The following is a 12,995-nucleotide window of genomic DNA, read 5'->3' on the forward strand; positions in this document are numbered from 1 at the left end:
CCTCCTATAAACCCTCGTTTTGTTCTTCTAATACTGATATTTTTTTCTCGAGTTTTTCTGTCATTTGATAGTATTTGTCCCTTTGTTCTCTAGCTAAATCTAACTGCCCTAAAATCTCATGTTGTTTATTTATGAGCTGAGCCTTTTCAACTCTCAGCCTAGTAATTTCACTTTTTAATGTCTCAATATAATCTTTTGTTATGTCACTTAAAACATCAGCATAATTTTTGTTTCTATTACTCACTTACAATCTCCTTAATAAAAAATCTTCTGCTTTCACTTTCTTTTCCATACTTGTCATAAATTTCTGGTGCTTCTTTTTTTATCCTCTTAGTATCAAGCCTTACAGAAATTGACGGCTTGTAACTTACAGTAAAATAACTTGTTTCTCCGTAATTATTATCAGCAAGCTGGATCTTCAAATCTTGCTCGAATTTTCTATTCCTATCTTCCAAATCTTTGATCAAATCTTTATTTGCCTTGTATATTTCATAAGAATTTACATCAACATCTAGCTTTATACTATCCTCAATACCACCCTTAAATCGTGCCTTTAAAGCATCATCAAAAGCTACTGACCCATCAGGATCTGGCATTAGGTCTTTTTCTACATACTCAGTCCAAAACTCAATTTCCTTATCCCTAAGCATCTTTATAGTTTCATCGTCCCAATCAATCTCACGGATAATAAATTCACTACCGAATACCAAACAAGCCAAATAACACTTTTTAGCACCAGTCACACTCATATAATGCAAGCATTGAAGCTCGTACTCTATTGGAATTGCTCCATCTTCCCACTTATATCGGTTATAAGGGCTGGTAGTTTTACACTCAAGGATTGCATCTTCTCCCACTACTCTTCTGTCAATATCAGCAATCAGAAAAGGATAATCCACATCGCACATCATAAAATTATCACGACGCACTTTTTTACCAGTCGCCTCAGTAAATCTTCCAGCAACATAATCTTCAAAATCTCGCCCTTGTCTTAAAGCCTCCGATTCATTATCGGAAATCTCAACCTTTGACGTCTTTTCCAAAAATAGCTGTGCTTGACTTTTCCAATGTGACAAACCACAAGCAGCCGCCGCATCAGAACCGCCAATCCCTAATTGTCTAAGCTTTAGCCAATCCTCCCTGCTAAGCTTTGCAACATTAGCAATAGCATTAGTCATAGCAAGCCCTCCTCATACTGTAAATTAAGAAGTCTATCATCTTCCACATCTTGACAATAAAGCATATCGCAATACTCTTGGTCTTCATCATCAAGCTTTCCAATCTTTATGTTGTTGATCTCAACTTCTTCATTGATCTTGTTTGCCTTAAACATATACTGCAAAACTGCCTCATGCTCGCTCTCAGAAAAGTCTTCAACAAACTCCTTATATGGGATATCCACCTCATAATCTTTATAAATACACTTTGTAAAAGTTACTCTCATACTCTCTCCTACTTATCTAAATAATTTTTCAACTTAAAACGCCTTTTAATCTCTAATTTAAGCAATAAAATCTTATCTTCCCTATCCTTTAAATCCTTATTACTAGTCAAACACTCAAGTAGAGTAGTAAGACCATCATCAGAAATAGTCATAATCTTTCTTCTAAACTCATCAAAATCGTAGCAATTCACTTTAAATATCCTTTACAAATGGTATAGTAATAGAGAATATTTTTTGTTCAATCTCGCTAAATTCCTACATTCAAGCGAGATTTTTTTATGCCAAGCACTCATCATAGATCTCACAAACTTTTTTAAAATTTTCTTTTCTTCCTCTAAGGTTCATTTTTCTGATCTCTTCACTTCTATAAAAATTCTCCCTTGCCTCCTTTTGCTTTCTTTCTTCTCTCAAAACTCTTCTTTTATCCAAACTTGCAAATAATTCGTTAATTCTAATACTCATCATAAATTCCTCCCTTACTCATCTTTAGAAAATATATAAATTTTATCAGCTTCATTATCAGCAAATAAACCTTTTATTTCTACCACATAATCTGCTCCATCAACTCTTATAAGACTTTCTATTTCCTCATCTTCATCGTAAATGTCTAATAAGTTTTTTAGATCCTTTATTTTCATATTTGCACCCCCATATCTTTTCTGATACGGTCACCTATCTTTACTTTTTCAATATCAATTAGCATTTATCCTCCTAAGCTCTCTTACTATCTAAAAACTCTATAATATCTTCTTTCTTGTAATATTTTGACTCTCGATTTAAAAAACAAATTTTAAGACCATCTTTCTCCCAATTATCTACAGTCCTTGTAGAGATTTGAAAATAATTTTTCATATCGCTTAAAGTCATGTAGTCTTTTAAAACAGTCAACCTTTCTTCCACTTTTTCCATTTTTTCTCCTAATTTAATCTTCGTAAAGTTCCCACCAATTAAACTTGAAATACTTACCTAATTTTTTTGCGTGCCTAACAGGCAATTCCACTTGTCCATACTCATACTTTTGATACATATTAGCACTAGTTCCTAAAATCTCTCCTATTTCTTTTTGAGTCTTCTTATTTTTCAACCTCAAATCTCTTATTCTACTATATGTAGTATTCATTTTATATAACCCCCTATATGTGGTATAATATATAAAAATGAAGAAAGGAGGCCTTATGGTAAAAATTCCTTACTGCGATAGCAATGGTATTCTAACAGCAGAGGTAATACTTAAAAACCAATCCAATGTGTTTTTACTTGATCAGACCAACTACAATAGATACAAACAAGGTCAATCATTTAATTACTATGGCGGCTATTATAAGCAAAACCCTGTAAGGATAACAGTTAAGGGTACAAAGCGCTGGTATTTAATCGTTGAGAATAGTGCCTGCAGCTATAGATTTATCTGATATGAATTGGATGTAGATTTCTACATCCTTTTTATTTACCTCGAGATTCTCTTCTAAAAAGACTCTCACATCCTCAACAAGGTCATCCAAATTCTTAAAAGTCATATTATAATTTGACATAATCTCTAAAATTTCTTTAAAGGCTTTATTCTCTTCATTTTTTGACATAATTTTCATAATTTTTCCTTATCTTTGTGTGATTAATTTTTCTATTGTTTTTGTAATAAGATCTATATGATCCGAAGAAAGTTTTTCTTGTTTGATATCAATATTTACAGAATGATTTGAACATGAATAAATTCTATTAAGTATTTCTTCAATATCAGAGTCGTTCAAAATTATTTGATCGGCTCTTTTTCTTTCTTGATAATCTACACACTTGTTTAGTTCTTCCCACTCCAATTTGCTAAATTTTCTTCTGAATTTTAAAAATTCTTTTACATCAGATAATTTCATATTTCCCTCCTAATCTAATTTAAAATCTGACATCCTTTTACTTTGCTTAAAATCGTTATTATTTCTTAATCCGCCAAGAAAATTTCCTTTATCATCTCTTATATCTATTTGATATTCAAAGCTTAAATTATATTTTCTTTTATACTTTTTCTCATAATGTGATAATGCGAGTTCCAAGTACTCTATATCTTTTGCAATTTCTAATTTTTCCATTTAATTTGCCCTCATATTTTAAAGATCATTATTATTTCTTAATCCACCAAGAAAATTTCCTTTTTCAAATCTCTTTAATTTGATTCTGTTTCTAATTCTTTTTATAAAATCAACCATTTTAAGTCTCCTTTTTGTCCTTTTAATAATTTTTCCTATAAGCTATAATGTAAGTAAATATAATTTAGGAGATTAATATGCAAAAATTCAATACAATCATTTCTTTACTAGCCTTAGTCGCATCATTCTTTTCTGTTTGGCAATCTAATAAGGCCAATAGATTTGAATTAATTCTTCTAAATCCAACCTATAAACGTATGGGAAAATATACTAGGCTTAATTTTGATATTCTTAATAATTCTTCAAAATCTTTAATGATTGAAGATATAAAACTTAAAACTCAAATAACAAACCATAATTTGCCTATACAATATTTCAATGTTTTCGAGATTTTCGATAAGCAAAATCAAATAAATATGTCTAGGTCTGATTTCCCTACCCTTCCCCCTATGCCTGAAGAAAAAGATTTTCCAACTGATTTACATAATCTTATCTTGTCCCCTTTCCAACTCAAAAATATGACTTTTTATATATTAGAAAAAGAACATTTAATAGACGTTTGCATAGATGCTAGTCAAAGAATAGATTATTTTAGCAAAAATAAATCATTTCCACTTGTCTTCGTTAAGTCTGCATAAAATTATCAAATTAAGTATTAAGTGTATAACTAAAAACACTGTGGTTAATATTTCCATGTCTTCCTCCTGTGATTTTTTCTAAGATGTTTATTCTTTAAATTTGTGGATGCTGTATAAAATTGCTACATCAATTATCAAATGCACTACCAATAGTGATATGGTAAAATCTTCCATATAAGTCTCCTCTACTTTAAGGCCATTATTTTATTTTTCTTTTAACAACTAAGCTTCTTAATAGTGTCCAAATCGTCTACTTTTTCATCAAAAAAAATTTCTTGTCTATCTGAAGGATCTAAATTTAATAAATCACTCAAGGCTTGAATTTCACTTGCCAAAAATTCAGTTTTGTTATTAATTTTGTTATATAGTCCAGCCCTTGATAATCCAAGCTTTTCAGCTAGAAATCCTAAACGGTAACCACTCACTTTGATTTTATAATTTAACAAAACACTATTTGTCATTCATTACCTCCTTTCCTATCGTTAAAATTATTATACAGCAAAGTTTCCTTTTTGTCTACTATTTTCTTAAAATTTTTCAATTTTTTTCTCAAACGTATAAAATTATTGACGATATGGCGACTTAATGATAGAATGTATATATAAAAAGGAGGTACTAAATGGCTACTCTAAATCAAAATATAAAGAAAAGAAGAATTGAGTTAAATATGACTCAAGAAGAGCTAGCATTGAAAACGGGTTACAAATCAAAGAGTGCAATTTCTAAAATAGAATTAGGAAATCGAGATTTATCACAATCACAAATATCGGTTTTCGCTAAAGCCCTAAATACTACTCCAGGCTATCTAATGGGATGGAAAGATGATCCAGACTACTCCAAAATCCCAGGAATAAAAATAATAAAAAAATTCGTAAATGTTCCAATACTTGGAGAAATAGCCTGTGGTCAACCTATGTTTTGTGAAGAAAACTTTGAGGGGATATTTCAAATAGATGAGGACTTAGATCAGCCTGATTTTTGTCTTATAGCAAGAGGTGACTCTATGATCGATGCAGGTATCCACGATGGTGATATAGCTTTTATGAGAAAAACTCCAATAGTTGAAAACGGAAAAATAGCAGCAGTTTATTATGATGAAGATGTCACACTAAAAAGATACTACAGCAAAGGCAATCAAGTAATACTCCAACCAGAAAATAAATTCTATTCCCCTATTATAATCGATTTATACGAAGATATCCCCCTTCAAATACTAGGAGAGCTTATAGGTGTTTATTCTAAAGTTAGTAGATAAGATTAAAACACTAACTGGGGTACATTTTGTACCCTATAAGGTGGAAAATAAGTGTACGATTTTTTTCGTACACTCTACTAAATAAATTAATAAAAACCGAGTTCATTACCTCTGATAATGCAAAAAGATATAAAACTTATTATTGCTCGCAACTGCTAAACCTAATCTAATAAAAAGTATTAAACGTCACTTATATATTTTTAAGCGAAGTATATTCGATATTATTTCACTTACAAATATTTAAGCGAAATTTACAACAATATATTTCATTTACTGCCTAAAGTAAGATAAACTTTATTAATTCAAAACTTTAATAAAATTTAAAATTATATATAAATAGACATTTAAACAAGTTACTAACAAAATGCAAAGCTCAAACAAAGTGTTGTTTTGCTAGATGATGAAAAGGGAGAAAATTATGAAGAAAAAATCATTGGTGCTTGCACTTGCTATGCTAGCACTTGTAGGTTGCGATACTAAAAAAGATGATACCAAGGAAGTCAAAGATGATGCAAGACCAAAAACACAAACAACATCTAAGGCCGAAGAAAAAGAACTTAGTTATAGCGAGCAAATAGCAAAAAACCTTGAAGAAAATAAAAAGAAGCCTGAAAAGGAACTTGCCGAAGCAAAAACCAATAATCCGACCATAGATGAAATTATCAGCAAAGAACCCACCATTAATGTAGAAAACTTTAGCGACAAGCTTATCTTAAATGCTTATAAAAACCCAAATAGTATGTACGAGCAATACTTATCAGATAGCATGACTTGGTATGAAGTACCTGAAGATCAGGTTATAAATGCCTTAAAATCAATGATAAGTGAAGGTGTTAAATTGTCACAAGAATTGGGAATAACCCTTGATTCTTTGCCAATATATTATGCTATTGATAAAGAAGCATATAAAGTCAGAGAAGATGTTTACTCTAGGGGTAAAGCTAGCTGTATGAAAGGTTTTGATATTAATGGTATGTATATTGATAATTTTAATGCCTTCTTAGATCCTAATATTGCTAATGATTATAGATTGATGCTTAGCACGTATGAATTAAGAGATTATTTAGCAAGGTGCTATGCGAAATCAATAGGGCTTGGAGAACCTCTTGGTAAGTGGTTTTTATCGTATAGTGGTAGCATAGACAATATGTTAGACCCAGAAAATTATCCAGGAGGAATTACAGCTGCCACACTAATTACCACCTCATATGACCCTTATCCATGCTATGTAACTATAATAGATGAAACGAATAACCCAGTCAAAGTTGGATACTCGCTTAATCAAATATGGGTAATGCCTATAAATTTATTTACACTAGATGCTAGTACACCAAATCGCATAGATATGTTGCCAGTACCGCATATGATAACAGGACCAGGATTTATGTATCTGAATTAAATAAAAAAGACCCCCACAATCACCACAAAAGCAAGGATCTTTTTAAATAGGATATATAAACATAGTGCGAATATGCTTATATTCCTATTATAGCAAAAATAATCAAAAAATAACAGGTTAAATAATAGGAGGAAAAAATGAAAATTGAATCTTACAAAATAAAAAGCGGAACTAGATACAGATTCCAAATCAGACTAGGAGAAAAAGTAACAACAAGATCCGGATTTAGAACTAAAAATTCAGCAATCTTTGCCTATACTCAATTGCTAGAAGAATATCAAAACGGTGTTGAAGGTAACGTAACCTACCAACAGGTCTATGATGAGTGGTTAGAAGTTTATAAGACTAAAGTTAAGGAAGCAACCCTACAATCGACTACAACCATCTTTAAGATTCATATCCTACCAGTCTTTGCCCAGAAAAGAATAGGAGATATAACCACTAAAGATTGTCAGAAATTTGCTCTAAATCTCACACAATTTGTAAAAGGTAAAGAATATTATTACCATGCTAAAAGGATAATGAACTATGCACAAGGTATATACAAGATACAAGAAAACCCCTTTAATATACCAATTATGCCAAACTTCAAAGAGTCTGACAAAAAAGTGGACTTCCTAGAACCAGATGATGCAAATAGGCTCATAGAATACTTTAATGATGATATTTATCGGAAAGCTATGTTCAGAATTTTTATTTACGCCGGATTAAGAAGAGGAGAATGTTTAGCTTTGACCTGGAACGATATAGATTTTAAAAGAAAAGGTGTAGATATAAATAAAACCCTTACGACAGGGATAGATAATAAACTTGTAGTATCAAGTCCTAAAACAAAAAAATCTAAAGCCTTTATAGAGTTAGACAAAGAAACTTTGCTTATACTAAAAGAGCTGAAATTGCAATCAAAAAACAATATAATATTTCCTAACAACAAGGGAGAATATAGAAGACTCTCTGATCCTGATATTAGGCTAAAAAAAGCCTTAAAAGACCTGGGCCTAAAGCCTATAAGAGTCCACGACCTAAGACACACCCACGCAAGCCTACTCTTCTACTTTGGTTGGGATGTAAAATCTGTACAAGAAAGATTAAGACACGCAAGCTCAAAAACCACCATGGACATATACATCCACGTCACCAAGAAAAAACCAAAACAAGACATTAATAGTTTTGCAGAAAAAATGGATAAATTTGCCTAGAAAAAATAGTTGTAGCTATTATGTAGTTATTCAAATTAAAAACATTGCAAAATCAACACTCAAAAGCCTAATGTTTAAGACCTTTCACCCCGACCATATTAAATTTATTCATTCATATTGACGTAAACTGATGAAAATTGAATGAAACTAAAAATAATTATTCATAAATAATGAAAACTAATGCAAACTAATGCAGACTAAAACACATTAATGTAGTTAAAATGTAGTTAGCTAAAAATTAAAGTAACGCTAAAATAGGAGGTTTTTGCACCTCCTATTTTTTATTGATTTTATCTTTATACTTTTCTAATATAGGCCTATAATATTTTTCTTCGCCATCAAGCCTTGCTTGGTATGCTTCTTCTACTGTGTTATATGATCCCAAATTTATTTTCTTATAGTTAAGGGTTAAAGATGCTCTATATTTTTTTAATTGTTTATCATAAGTTACTCCCTTGTAACCAGAAGTGTTGTTTTTTGATAAACCTTGTGTTAATCCATATAGACTTGTACCTTCTACTAATTTGTCTTTGATTTCTTTTTGCTCTTCTCTTTTGTGACCACACGATACAGTTCTGCCACTAAGTAGCTCCATACCTCTAACATTGACTTCTTTCCCACAACTACACTTACATAAATATGTTGCTTGACCTTCAACATTAATTCTTTTTATTGCTGTTAGCTCTCCAAAAGTTTTTCCCAATATTTTACTATCAGTTTTTTTGTACTTAATGAGTCTAGCTTTCTCTCCAAAATTCTTGTCACCTAACTTTTTATAGCTACTATGACCACATGAGGTAGATCTACCACTGATCAATCCAGAATTATATACTTCTTTTTCTAAGCCACATGAGCATCTACATAAGCTTTTGCCTTTAGATGAATAGGCCTTTAAAACTGTCCGTTCCCCGAATTTATCGCCAACATTTATCAGTCTTTTTGCCATTAGGATTCTCCTTTTTATAAATATCTAAAAGTTCTCCTACATCATCATCATCTGCATAAGTTCTGAAATAAAGTCTTGCTGTTCTTAAATAATTTTGCTTTCTTACGTGTTCTCGATTTTTTTCTTCCCATCTTCTAGTTGCCTGCACTTGTGATTTAGGCGTTTTATTTTTCAATAATATCTCCTTAATAATAAAACTCTTTACAATAAGACTTTTATTCTTCTACTTCCCCAAAAATATCAACATACTCATCAACTGATAACCTTTCTTCAGCCCACTTTTTAGCTTCACCCTCACTTAAAGGTATGATCTTTTTACCAGCCCTAGACGAATTAACATCAACACTTTCAGCATAATCAGATAAGCCATTTCCTTCACCAAACAAGAAAAACTGACCAGTTTTCTTCTTATACAAAGTTTCCTCAAAAAAATGAAAATCATTCACTGAATAATCACTCTTGTAATAAGCCATAATCTTCGCACTATCAGTATCGTACAACTTGCCATTAATAATTTTCTTCATCTTCTTTAATCTCTCCTTTTTTTATTGATACCCTTATCTTTTAGATATAAATAATTACCTAAAATCCTAATAATTGATTATCAAAATCTATGCCTGATGGAAAATTCAAGCTTTCTAAATTTGAATTTACATAATCCAAATTGATTGATCTTAAATCTTGATAATCGACTATAGATCTAATAGCATCTATATCATTTTTTATGTCTTCGTTCCAATTATTAGTCAAGAAATTCAAAAGTGTTTCTTTATCATTATCAACATTTTTAATATAGTCAAGTAATTGGTAAAAATCCATATACTTACTCAATTCATCTTTACAAATTGATGCATAGGTAAAAGAATAGCGTGCCATCATATTTTTCCTCATAACAAGTTCAGCCAACCAATAGCTATAAAAGCTCTTTAAAATAATATTTCCTACTTCCTCCCCCTTATCTTCAAGTTCTATTTCACTAACAAGATTACCTATTTTTTCATCTAGAAATACAAATCTTTTAAATTCATCATCTTTACTAAATACTTCTTTAAAATATTTGTACATTCCCATATCAACAAGTTCATCTTTTACAATATCAATTGATAGTTCCACCATATCAAGCATTTTTTCGGTTTCATAATATTTATTAAATTCTTTTCTAGCTTCAAATGCTAAAGGATTTGCTGCTCTTAAATCTTCCCAACTCATCTTCCAAATCTCCTTTTAATATATTACCGATCTTACTTATATTATACCGTATACGTTATACTCTGTCAAGTCTTTTTTAAAAAATTTTTCACTTTTTTACTTTTTTTTATCTAAATCAAAAAAATCCACCACAAACGTTGAAATATACACAATCATTCATATTTTACCCTACAAGCGATTTAATTTTCTTAGCCATAGTTTTATATGCCTAATATTGATATAAAAAGACAAAAAAAAGAGCCGACCACATTGGCCGACTCTAGGATATTGTCTTTATTATATTCTAAACCATTTCCATTTCTTTTTCAAGTGCGTAAGTTAAAACTTTTGAAAAATTTATACCTCTATTCTCAGCAGCTTTAGCTAAGCTTTCCGGAATAGTGCAATTCTTTTTAACTTTATTTTCATTATCTAGCCTTACATACCTATACAAATCACATACAACAAAATTTTTAAAGTCGTAATCATCCTCTGTTTCTACATTTTCATCGGGATCTATTATCTTCTCACCGTTACAAAAAGCGTCATAAGCCATTAATTCTATAGCATCTTTAGCCATATATAGAGCTTCTTCTAGTGTCTTTCCTTGTGTTGCTATAGGAATGCTATCATTCCATACAGCGTAAAAACCATCTATTTTTTTAAGGTAAATCGGATATGCCTTAACATCTTGTGATATTGCCATTATTCCTCCCTTTATATTGCCTTCCCCTATTGAGGGGAGCAGTTAGAGCTTTATCCCCAACTGCTTGAAAATCTTTTTAGCAGTAATCTCGTTTATTTCATTGTGTCGTGGGACTTGTGATTTTTTAGTTCCTTCGGCATTTGAATATATATCATGGTCTGAACCGTGTCTAACAAATTTACCGCCGTGACTTTCTATAATTTTTATTAAATCACGCTTCTTCAAAGACAATATCCTCCTTTCAATATATAGTATACGCCTATATATACGCCTTGTCAAGTTTATTTTTTATTATTTTCACAAAAAAAGAGGCCAGCCATAAGGCCAGCCCAAAGTTAAACAGTATCATCACTTTACTATTTATTTTTTTTGTTTTCTAACTTCCGCCTCAACTACATCAGTAAGATATGAGTCAAGATCATCATGAGTCTTGCTTAAGATTTCCTTGCTTTTGTCATTTAGATTTTTCTTGATTGCGGTTTTTGCCCCATTGAATGCTTCCTTTTGTGCTTCTTCATCAAAATTAAGTTCTGGACTATTTTTTAAAGGATCCACAATTGTTTGATTAATGCTACCAACTATAATTTCTGCTAACTCCAAAACTTGATCAGTTGCGTATCTTAAAAGTTCATTTTCTATTAATTGTGCTTTTGCCTTAGCTTCTTTTATCCCTTGAACAGTAAGGGTAAGCACACTTCCAGCTATCAACACCAAAACAAAAATTATTAAACTATCAGTCATTATTTCCTCCTAAACTAATTTATTTACTTCATCTTGAACCGCTTTATATAATCGCTTTTTGCGATCAGAACCAGTTCCATACTTACCAGCTATTACATCACGAGCCATCAAGGTTACATAATCCCCACGACCCTTTCCACCTTTTAGTAAGGTATTTACTTCTGTTTGTACAGCCTTATAGATAAGTTCTATACGAGTCTTTCCAGTTCCATATTTTCCACCTATAACCGCTTTAGCAAAATCGGTAATATATCCACCACTTGCCTTGACTTTTTCTATTTGAGGTATAGGTCTAAAGTATCTTTCTTTGTAGGATCTCTTTCTATCAATAAAATAATCTATATAGCAAGTCGTGTCGTTGTAAGAAATACCATTGTTTGAGTAATTGCAATGGATTATTCCGTCTTTTTTATAAAAAATACCAGTATGCCCACCAGCACCGCCAGATCTGCCCTGCACTCCTCTGATAAAAATATCTCCACGTCTAACATCTTTATATGAGTATATTTCTTTTAAATTCGGCTCTTTGTAAAGAGTTTCAGTTGTCCCAATGTAATTAATTGCGGACTTCCAACCTCCAGCAAGCAAAGCCTTATACACCATAGAAGAGCAATCCAAAAAATTTGGTCCTAATCTTTGTGGGTATTTCATACTATATTTAGGAGCACCGGGTTTTTTGCGGTGTCTATCCTCACACCATTTAATTACCTTGTCAATATCTACAGCCATAATTTATCCTTTCTTATGCACATAAATAGGCTAGCCTAAGCTAGCCTTTGTTATTTTTTTATATCTTTTTTGAGTTCATCTAGATTTTTTGAAATTAACTCTATAGTTGCTTTGGGTGCTAAACCTTGTACTTGCCCTTTTAAGGACTCTAATTGGTAATCTACGCTATCAAATCTTTTATCTATACTAGTAAAATTATCAGCAGACATTTTATTGTGTTCAGATAGCATATGATCGTTAGTTTCCATATTGTAGCTAAGTTTAGACATTATATCAGTATATTTAACATTCAAATCAATTATCAACTGATTTTGTTCCCTTACAAGCTTTCTGTCCTCGCTCCTTTCTTTTCTTTCTAATTCTTTTTCAGCTTTAATATTATCTCTGTCTAATTTCTTTTGCTCATCATATTGCTTTAAAAAGCTTCTACCAAACAAAAAGATAAAAGCTAACAAAACTATGCTAATTGCAATAGCAATACCTTGTTTATTTGCAATATCAGCAATTTTTTCTATAATGTTCACAATTTATTTCTCCTAACTTTTTTTGATTATCTAAATTATCAGTTAGGCTTTAACCAATTATCATTTAGATGAGGCTTTAAAGCCTTAT

The 12,995-nt window shown here is 31.1% G+C and carries 26 protein-coding genes; 5 read left to right on the forward strand and 21 right to left on the reverse strand.

The genetic code is table 11. From position 1 onward, the window contains the following. Positions 1-4 precede the first annotated feature (4 nt). The 8 genes from CS884_RS05945 to CS884_RS05970 all read right to left on the reverse strand — a co-directional run bounded on the left by CS884_RS05945 (position 5) and on the right by CS884_RS05970 (position 2,564). On the reverse strand, positions 5-244 hold the full coding sequence (locus tag CS884_RS05945) for a hypothetical protein (protein WP_099321138.1): 240 nt from the start codon (positions 242-244) through the stop codon (positions 5-7). Continuing rightward, positions 237-1,178, reverse strand: a complete 942-nt coding sequence (locus CS884_RS05950; RefSeq protein WP_099321139.1) for a YqaJ viral recombinase family protein — start codon at positions 1,176-1,178, stop codon at positions 237-239. Before CS884_RS05950 ends, CS884_RS05945 begins: the two co-directional genes overlap by 8 nt. Continuing rightward, positions 1,175-1,444 (reverse strand): hypothetical protein, encoded by a 270-nt coding sequence (locus CS884_RS05955; protein ID WP_099321140.1) that lies wholly within the window; start codon positions 1,442-1,444, stop codon positions 1,175-1,177. Before CS884_RS05955 ends, CS884_RS05950 begins: the two co-directional genes overlap by 4 nt. 8 nt (positions 1,445-1,452) lie before the next feature. Further along, entirely contained in the window at positions 1,453-1,635 is a 183-nt protein-coding gene (locus CS884_RS10515; protein ID WP_143434420.1) for a hypothetical protein, read from the reverse strand. Between the two features lie 85 nt (positions 1,636-1,720). Next, a complete protein-coding gene (locus CS884_RS05960; protein WP_099321141.1) occupies positions 1,721-1,909 on the reverse strand; it encodes a hypothetical protein in 189 nt (62 codons plus the stop codon). 11 nt (positions 1,910-1,920) lie between these two features. After that, the gene (locus CS884_RS10595; protein ID WP_180753306.1) at positions 1,921-2,082 is read right to left on the reverse strand and encodes a hypothetical protein; all 162 of its coding nucleotides are present in this window, start codon (positions 2,080-2,082) and stop codon (positions 1,921-1,923) included. 73 nt (positions 2,083-2,155) lie between these two features. Further along, entirely contained in the window at positions 2,156-2,353 is a 198-nt protein-coding gene (locus CS884_RS05965) for a hypothetical protein (RefSeq protein WP_257875766.1), read from the reverse strand. Between the two features lie 13 nt (positions 2,354-2,366). Next, positions 2,367-2,564 (reverse strand): helix-turn-helix domain-containing protein, encoded by a 198-nt coding sequence (locus CS884_RS05970; RefSeq protein WP_099321142.1) that lies wholly within the window; start codon positions 2,562-2,564, stop codon positions 2,367-2,369. Positions 2,565-2,619: 55 nt separating this feature from the next. Between CS884_RS05970 and CS884_RS05975 the strand changes: the two genes are divergently transcribed. Continuing rightward, positions 2,620-2,856 carry a DUF1883 domain-containing protein gene (locus CS884_RS05975; RefSeq protein WP_099321143.1) on the forward strand — a complete coding sequence of 79 codons (237 nt, stop codon included), beginning with the start codon at positions 2,620-2,622 and terminating at the stop codon, positions 2,854-2,856. On the opposite strand, the gene CS884_RS05980 is transcribed toward CS884_RS05975, so the two are convergent. From CS884_RS05980 to CS884_RS05990, 3 genes are read right to left on the reverse strand one after another with little or no spacing between them, the layout of a single operon-like run. Then, a complete protein-coding gene (locus CS884_RS05980; protein ID WP_099321144.1) occupies positions 2,815-3,033 on the reverse strand; it encodes a hypothetical protein in 219 nt (72 codons plus the stop codon). The two genes, CS884_RS05975 and CS884_RS05980, sit on opposite strands and share 42 nt — an antisense overlap. Positions 3,034-3,042: 9 nt before the next feature. Next, positions 3,043-3,312, reverse strand: coding sequence for a hypothetical protein (locus tag CS884_RS05985; protein ID WP_099321145.1), 270 nt, complete (start codon positions 3,310-3,312; stop codon positions 3,043-3,045). Between the two features lie 9 nt (positions 3,313-3,321). Then, entirely contained in the window at positions 3,322-3,525 is a 204-nt protein-coding gene (locus tag CS884_RS05990) for a hypothetical protein (RefSeq protein WP_099321146.1), read from the reverse strand. A gap of 194 nt (positions 3,526-3,719) precedes the next feature. Between CS884_RS05990 and CS884_RS05995 the strand changes: the two genes are divergently transcribed. Beyond that, entirely contained in the window at positions 3,720-4,220 is a 501-nt protein-coding gene (locus CS884_RS05995; RefSeq protein ID WP_099321147.1) for a hypothetical protein, read from the forward strand. 215 nt (positions 4,221-4,435) lie between these two features. Here CS884_RS05995 and CS884_RS06000 read toward each other — a convergent pair whose 3' ends face one another. Then, positions 4,436-4,681: a DUF739 family protein gene (locus tag CS884_RS06000; RefSeq protein ID WP_099321148.1), complete on the reverse strand. Its 246-nt coding sequence runs from the start codon at positions 4,679-4,681 to the stop codon at positions 4,436-4,438. Between the two features lie 158 nt (positions 4,682-4,839). On the opposite strand from CS884_RS06000, the gene CS884_RS06005 reads away from it, so the two are divergent. From CS884_RS06005 to CS884_RS06015, 3 genes are all read left to right on the forward strand, one after another. Further along, complete coding sequence (locus tag CS884_RS06005) at positions 4,840-5,475, forward strand: LexA family transcriptional regulator (RefSeq protein ID WP_099321149.1); 636 nt, start codon at positions 4,840-4,842, stop codon at positions 5,473-5,475. 418 nt (positions 5,476-5,893) lie between these two features. Then, on the forward strand, positions 5,894-6,874 hold the full coding sequence (locus tag CS884_RS06010; protein WP_099321150.1) for a hypothetical protein: 981 nt from the start codon (positions 5,894-5,896) through the stop codon (positions 6,872-6,874). A gap of 137 nt (positions 6,875-7,011) precedes the next feature. Continuing rightward, on the forward strand, positions 7,012-8,073 hold the full coding sequence (locus tag CS884_RS06015) for a site-specific integrase (RefSeq protein WP_099321151.1): 1,062 nt from the start codon (positions 7,012-7,014) through the stop codon (positions 8,071-8,073). 274 nt (positions 8,074-8,347) lie between these two features. On the opposite strand, the gene CS884_RS06020 is transcribed toward CS884_RS06015, so the two are convergent. From CS884_RS06020 to CS884_RS06060, 9 genes are all read right to left on the reverse strand, one after another. Then, a complete protein-coding gene (locus tag CS884_RS06020; RefSeq protein WP_099321067.1) occupies positions 8,348-9,019 on the reverse strand; it encodes an AP2 domain-containing protein in 672 nt (223 codons plus the stop codon). Next, positions 8,988-9,194, reverse strand: coding sequence for a hypothetical protein (locus CS884_RS06025; protein WP_099321068.1), 207 nt, complete (start codon positions 9,192-9,194; stop codon positions 8,988-8,990). Before CS884_RS06025 ends, CS884_RS06020 begins: the two co-directional genes overlap by 32 nt. Positions 9,195-9,234: 40 nt before the next feature. Continuing rightward, on the reverse strand, positions 9,235-9,543 hold the full coding sequence (locus CS884_RS06030; RefSeq protein ID WP_099321069.1) for a hypothetical protein: 309 nt from the start codon (positions 9,541-9,543) through the stop codon (positions 9,235-9,237). Between the two features lie 58 nt (positions 9,544-9,601). Continuing rightward, a complete protein-coding gene (locus tag CS884_RS06035; protein ID WP_099321070.1) occupies positions 9,602-10,228 on the reverse strand; it encodes a hypothetical protein in 627 nt (208 codons plus the stop codon). Positions 10,229-10,511: 283 nt separating this feature from the next. After that, the gene (locus CS884_RS06040) at positions 10,512-10,913 is read right to left on the reverse strand and encodes a type II toxin-antitoxin system HicB family antitoxin (RefSeq protein ID WP_099321071.1); all 402 of its coding nucleotides are present in this window, start codon (positions 10,911-10,913) and stop codon (positions 10,512-10,514) included. A gap of 42 nt (positions 10,914-10,955) precedes the next feature. After that, a complete protein-coding gene (locus tag CS884_RS06045; protein ID WP_099321072.1) occupies positions 10,956-11,138 on the reverse strand; it encodes a type II toxin-antitoxin system HicA family toxin in 183 nt (60 codons plus the stop codon). A 135-nt stretch (positions 11,139-11,273) separates the two neighbouring features. Beyond that, entirely contained in the window at positions 11,274-11,654 is a 381-nt protein-coding gene (locus CS884_RS06050) for a hypothetical protein (protein ID WP_099321073.1), read from the reverse strand. Between the two features lie 9 nt (positions 11,655-11,663). After that, positions 11,664-12,383 carry a peptidoglycan amidohydrolase family protein gene (locus CS884_RS06055; RefSeq protein ID WP_099321074.1) on the reverse strand — a complete coding sequence of 240 codons (720 nt, stop codon included), beginning with the start codon at positions 12,381-12,383 and terminating at the stop codon, positions 11,664-11,666. A gap of 50 nt (positions 12,384-12,433) precedes the next feature. Next, on the reverse strand, positions 12,434-12,907 hold the full coding sequence (locus CS884_RS06060; protein WP_099321075.1) for a hypothetical protein: 474 nt from the start codon (positions 12,905-12,907) through the stop codon (positions 12,434-12,436). Between the last annotated feature and the right edge of the window lie 88 nt (positions 12,908-12,995).

It is taken from the genome of Anaerococcus sp. Marseille-P3625, from assembly GCF_900232825.1.
Classification (GTDB): Bacteria; Bacillota; Clostridia; order Tissierellales; family Peptoniphilaceae; genus Anaerococcus.

What these genes read in the sequence shown, in the direction of transcription:
- CS884_RS05950 (WP_099321139.1), bottom strand. Translation starts at nt 1,178, where the DNA reads ATGACTAATGCTATTGCTAATGTTGCAAAGCTTAGCAGGGAGGATTGG.
- CS884_RS05955 (WP_099321140.1), bottom strand. Translation starts at nt 1,444, where the DNA reads ATGAGAGTAACTTTTACAAAGTGTATTTATAAAGATTATGAGGTGGAT.
- CS884_RS05960 (WP_099321141.1), bottom strand. Translation starts at nt 1,909, where the DNA reads ATGATGAGTATTAGAATTAACGAATTATTTGCAAGTTTGGATAAAAGA.
- CS884_RS10595 (WP_180753306.1), bottom strand. Translation starts at nt 2,082, where the DNA reads ATGAAAATAAAGGATCTAAAAAACTTATTAGACATTTACGATGAAGAT.
- CS884_RS05965 (WP_257875766.1), bottom strand. Translation starts at nt 2,353, where the DNA reads ATGGAAAAAGTGGAAGAAAGGTTGACTGTTTTAAAAGACTACATGACT.
- CS884_RS05970 (WP_099321142.1), bottom strand. Translation starts at nt 2,564, where the DNA reads ATGAATACTACATATAGTAGAATAAGAGATTTGAGGTTGAAAAATAAG.
- CS884_RS05975 (WP_099321143.1), top strand. Translation starts at nt 2,620, where the DNA reads ATGGTAAAAATTCCTTACTGCGATAGCAATGGTATTCTAACAGCAGAG.
- CS884_RS05980 (WP_099321144.1), bottom strand. Translation starts at nt 3,033, where the DNA reads ATGAAAATTATGTCAAAAAATGAAGAGAATAAAGCCTTTAAAGAAATT.
- CS884_RS05985 (WP_099321145.1), bottom strand. Translation starts at nt 3,312, where the DNA reads ATGAAATTATCTGATGTAAAAGAATTTTTAAAATTCAGAAGAAAATTT.
- CS884_RS05990 (WP_099321146.1), bottom strand. Translation starts at nt 3,525, where the DNA reads ATGGAAAAATTAGAAATTGCAAAAGATATAGAGTACTTGGAACTCGCA.
- CS884_RS05995 (WP_099321147.1), top strand. Translation starts at nt 3,720, where the DNA reads ATGCAAAAATTCAATACAATCATTTCTTTACTAGCCTTAGTCGCATCA.
- CS884_RS06000 (WP_099321148.1), bottom strand. Translation starts at nt 4,681, where the DNA reads ATGACAAATAGTGTTTTGTTAAATTATAAAATCAAAGTGAGTGGTTAC.
- CS884_RS06005 (WP_099321149.1), top strand. Translation starts at nt 4,840, where the DNA reads ATGGCTACTCTAAATCAAAATATAAAGAAAAGAAGAATTGAGTTAAAT.
- CS884_RS06010 (WP_099321150.1), top strand. Translation starts at nt 5,894, where the DNA reads ATGAAGAAAAAATCATTGGTGCTTGCACTTGCTATGCTAGCACTTGTA.
- CS884_RS06015 (WP_099321151.1), top strand. Translation starts at nt 7,012, where the DNA reads ATGAAAATTGAATCTTACAAAATAAAAAGCGGAACTAGATACAGATTC.
- CS884_RS06020 (WP_099321067.1), bottom strand. Translation starts at nt 9,019, where the DNA reads ATGGCAAAAAGACTGATAAATGTTGGCGATAAATTCGGGGAACGGACA.
- CS884_RS06030 (WP_099321069.1), bottom strand. Translation starts at nt 9,543, where the DNA reads ATGAAGAAAATTATTAATGGCAAGTTGTACGATACTGATAGTGCGAAG.
- CS884_RS06035 (WP_099321070.1), bottom strand. Translation starts at nt 10,228, where the DNA reads ATGAGTTGGGAAGATTTAAGAGCAGCAAATCCTTTAGCATTTGAAGCT.
- CS884_RS06040 (WP_099321071.1), bottom strand. Translation starts at nt 10,913, where the DNA reads ATGGCAATATCACAAGATGTTAAGGCATATCCGATTTACCTTAAAAAA.
- CS884_RS06050 (WP_099321073.1), bottom strand. Translation starts at nt 11,654, where the DNA reads ATGACTGATAGTTTAATAATTTTTGTTTTGGTGTTGATAGCTGGAAGT.
- CS884_RS06055 (WP_099321074.1), bottom strand. Translation starts at nt 12,383, where the DNA reads ATGGCTGTAGATATTGACAAGGTAATTAAATGGTGTGAGGATAGACAC.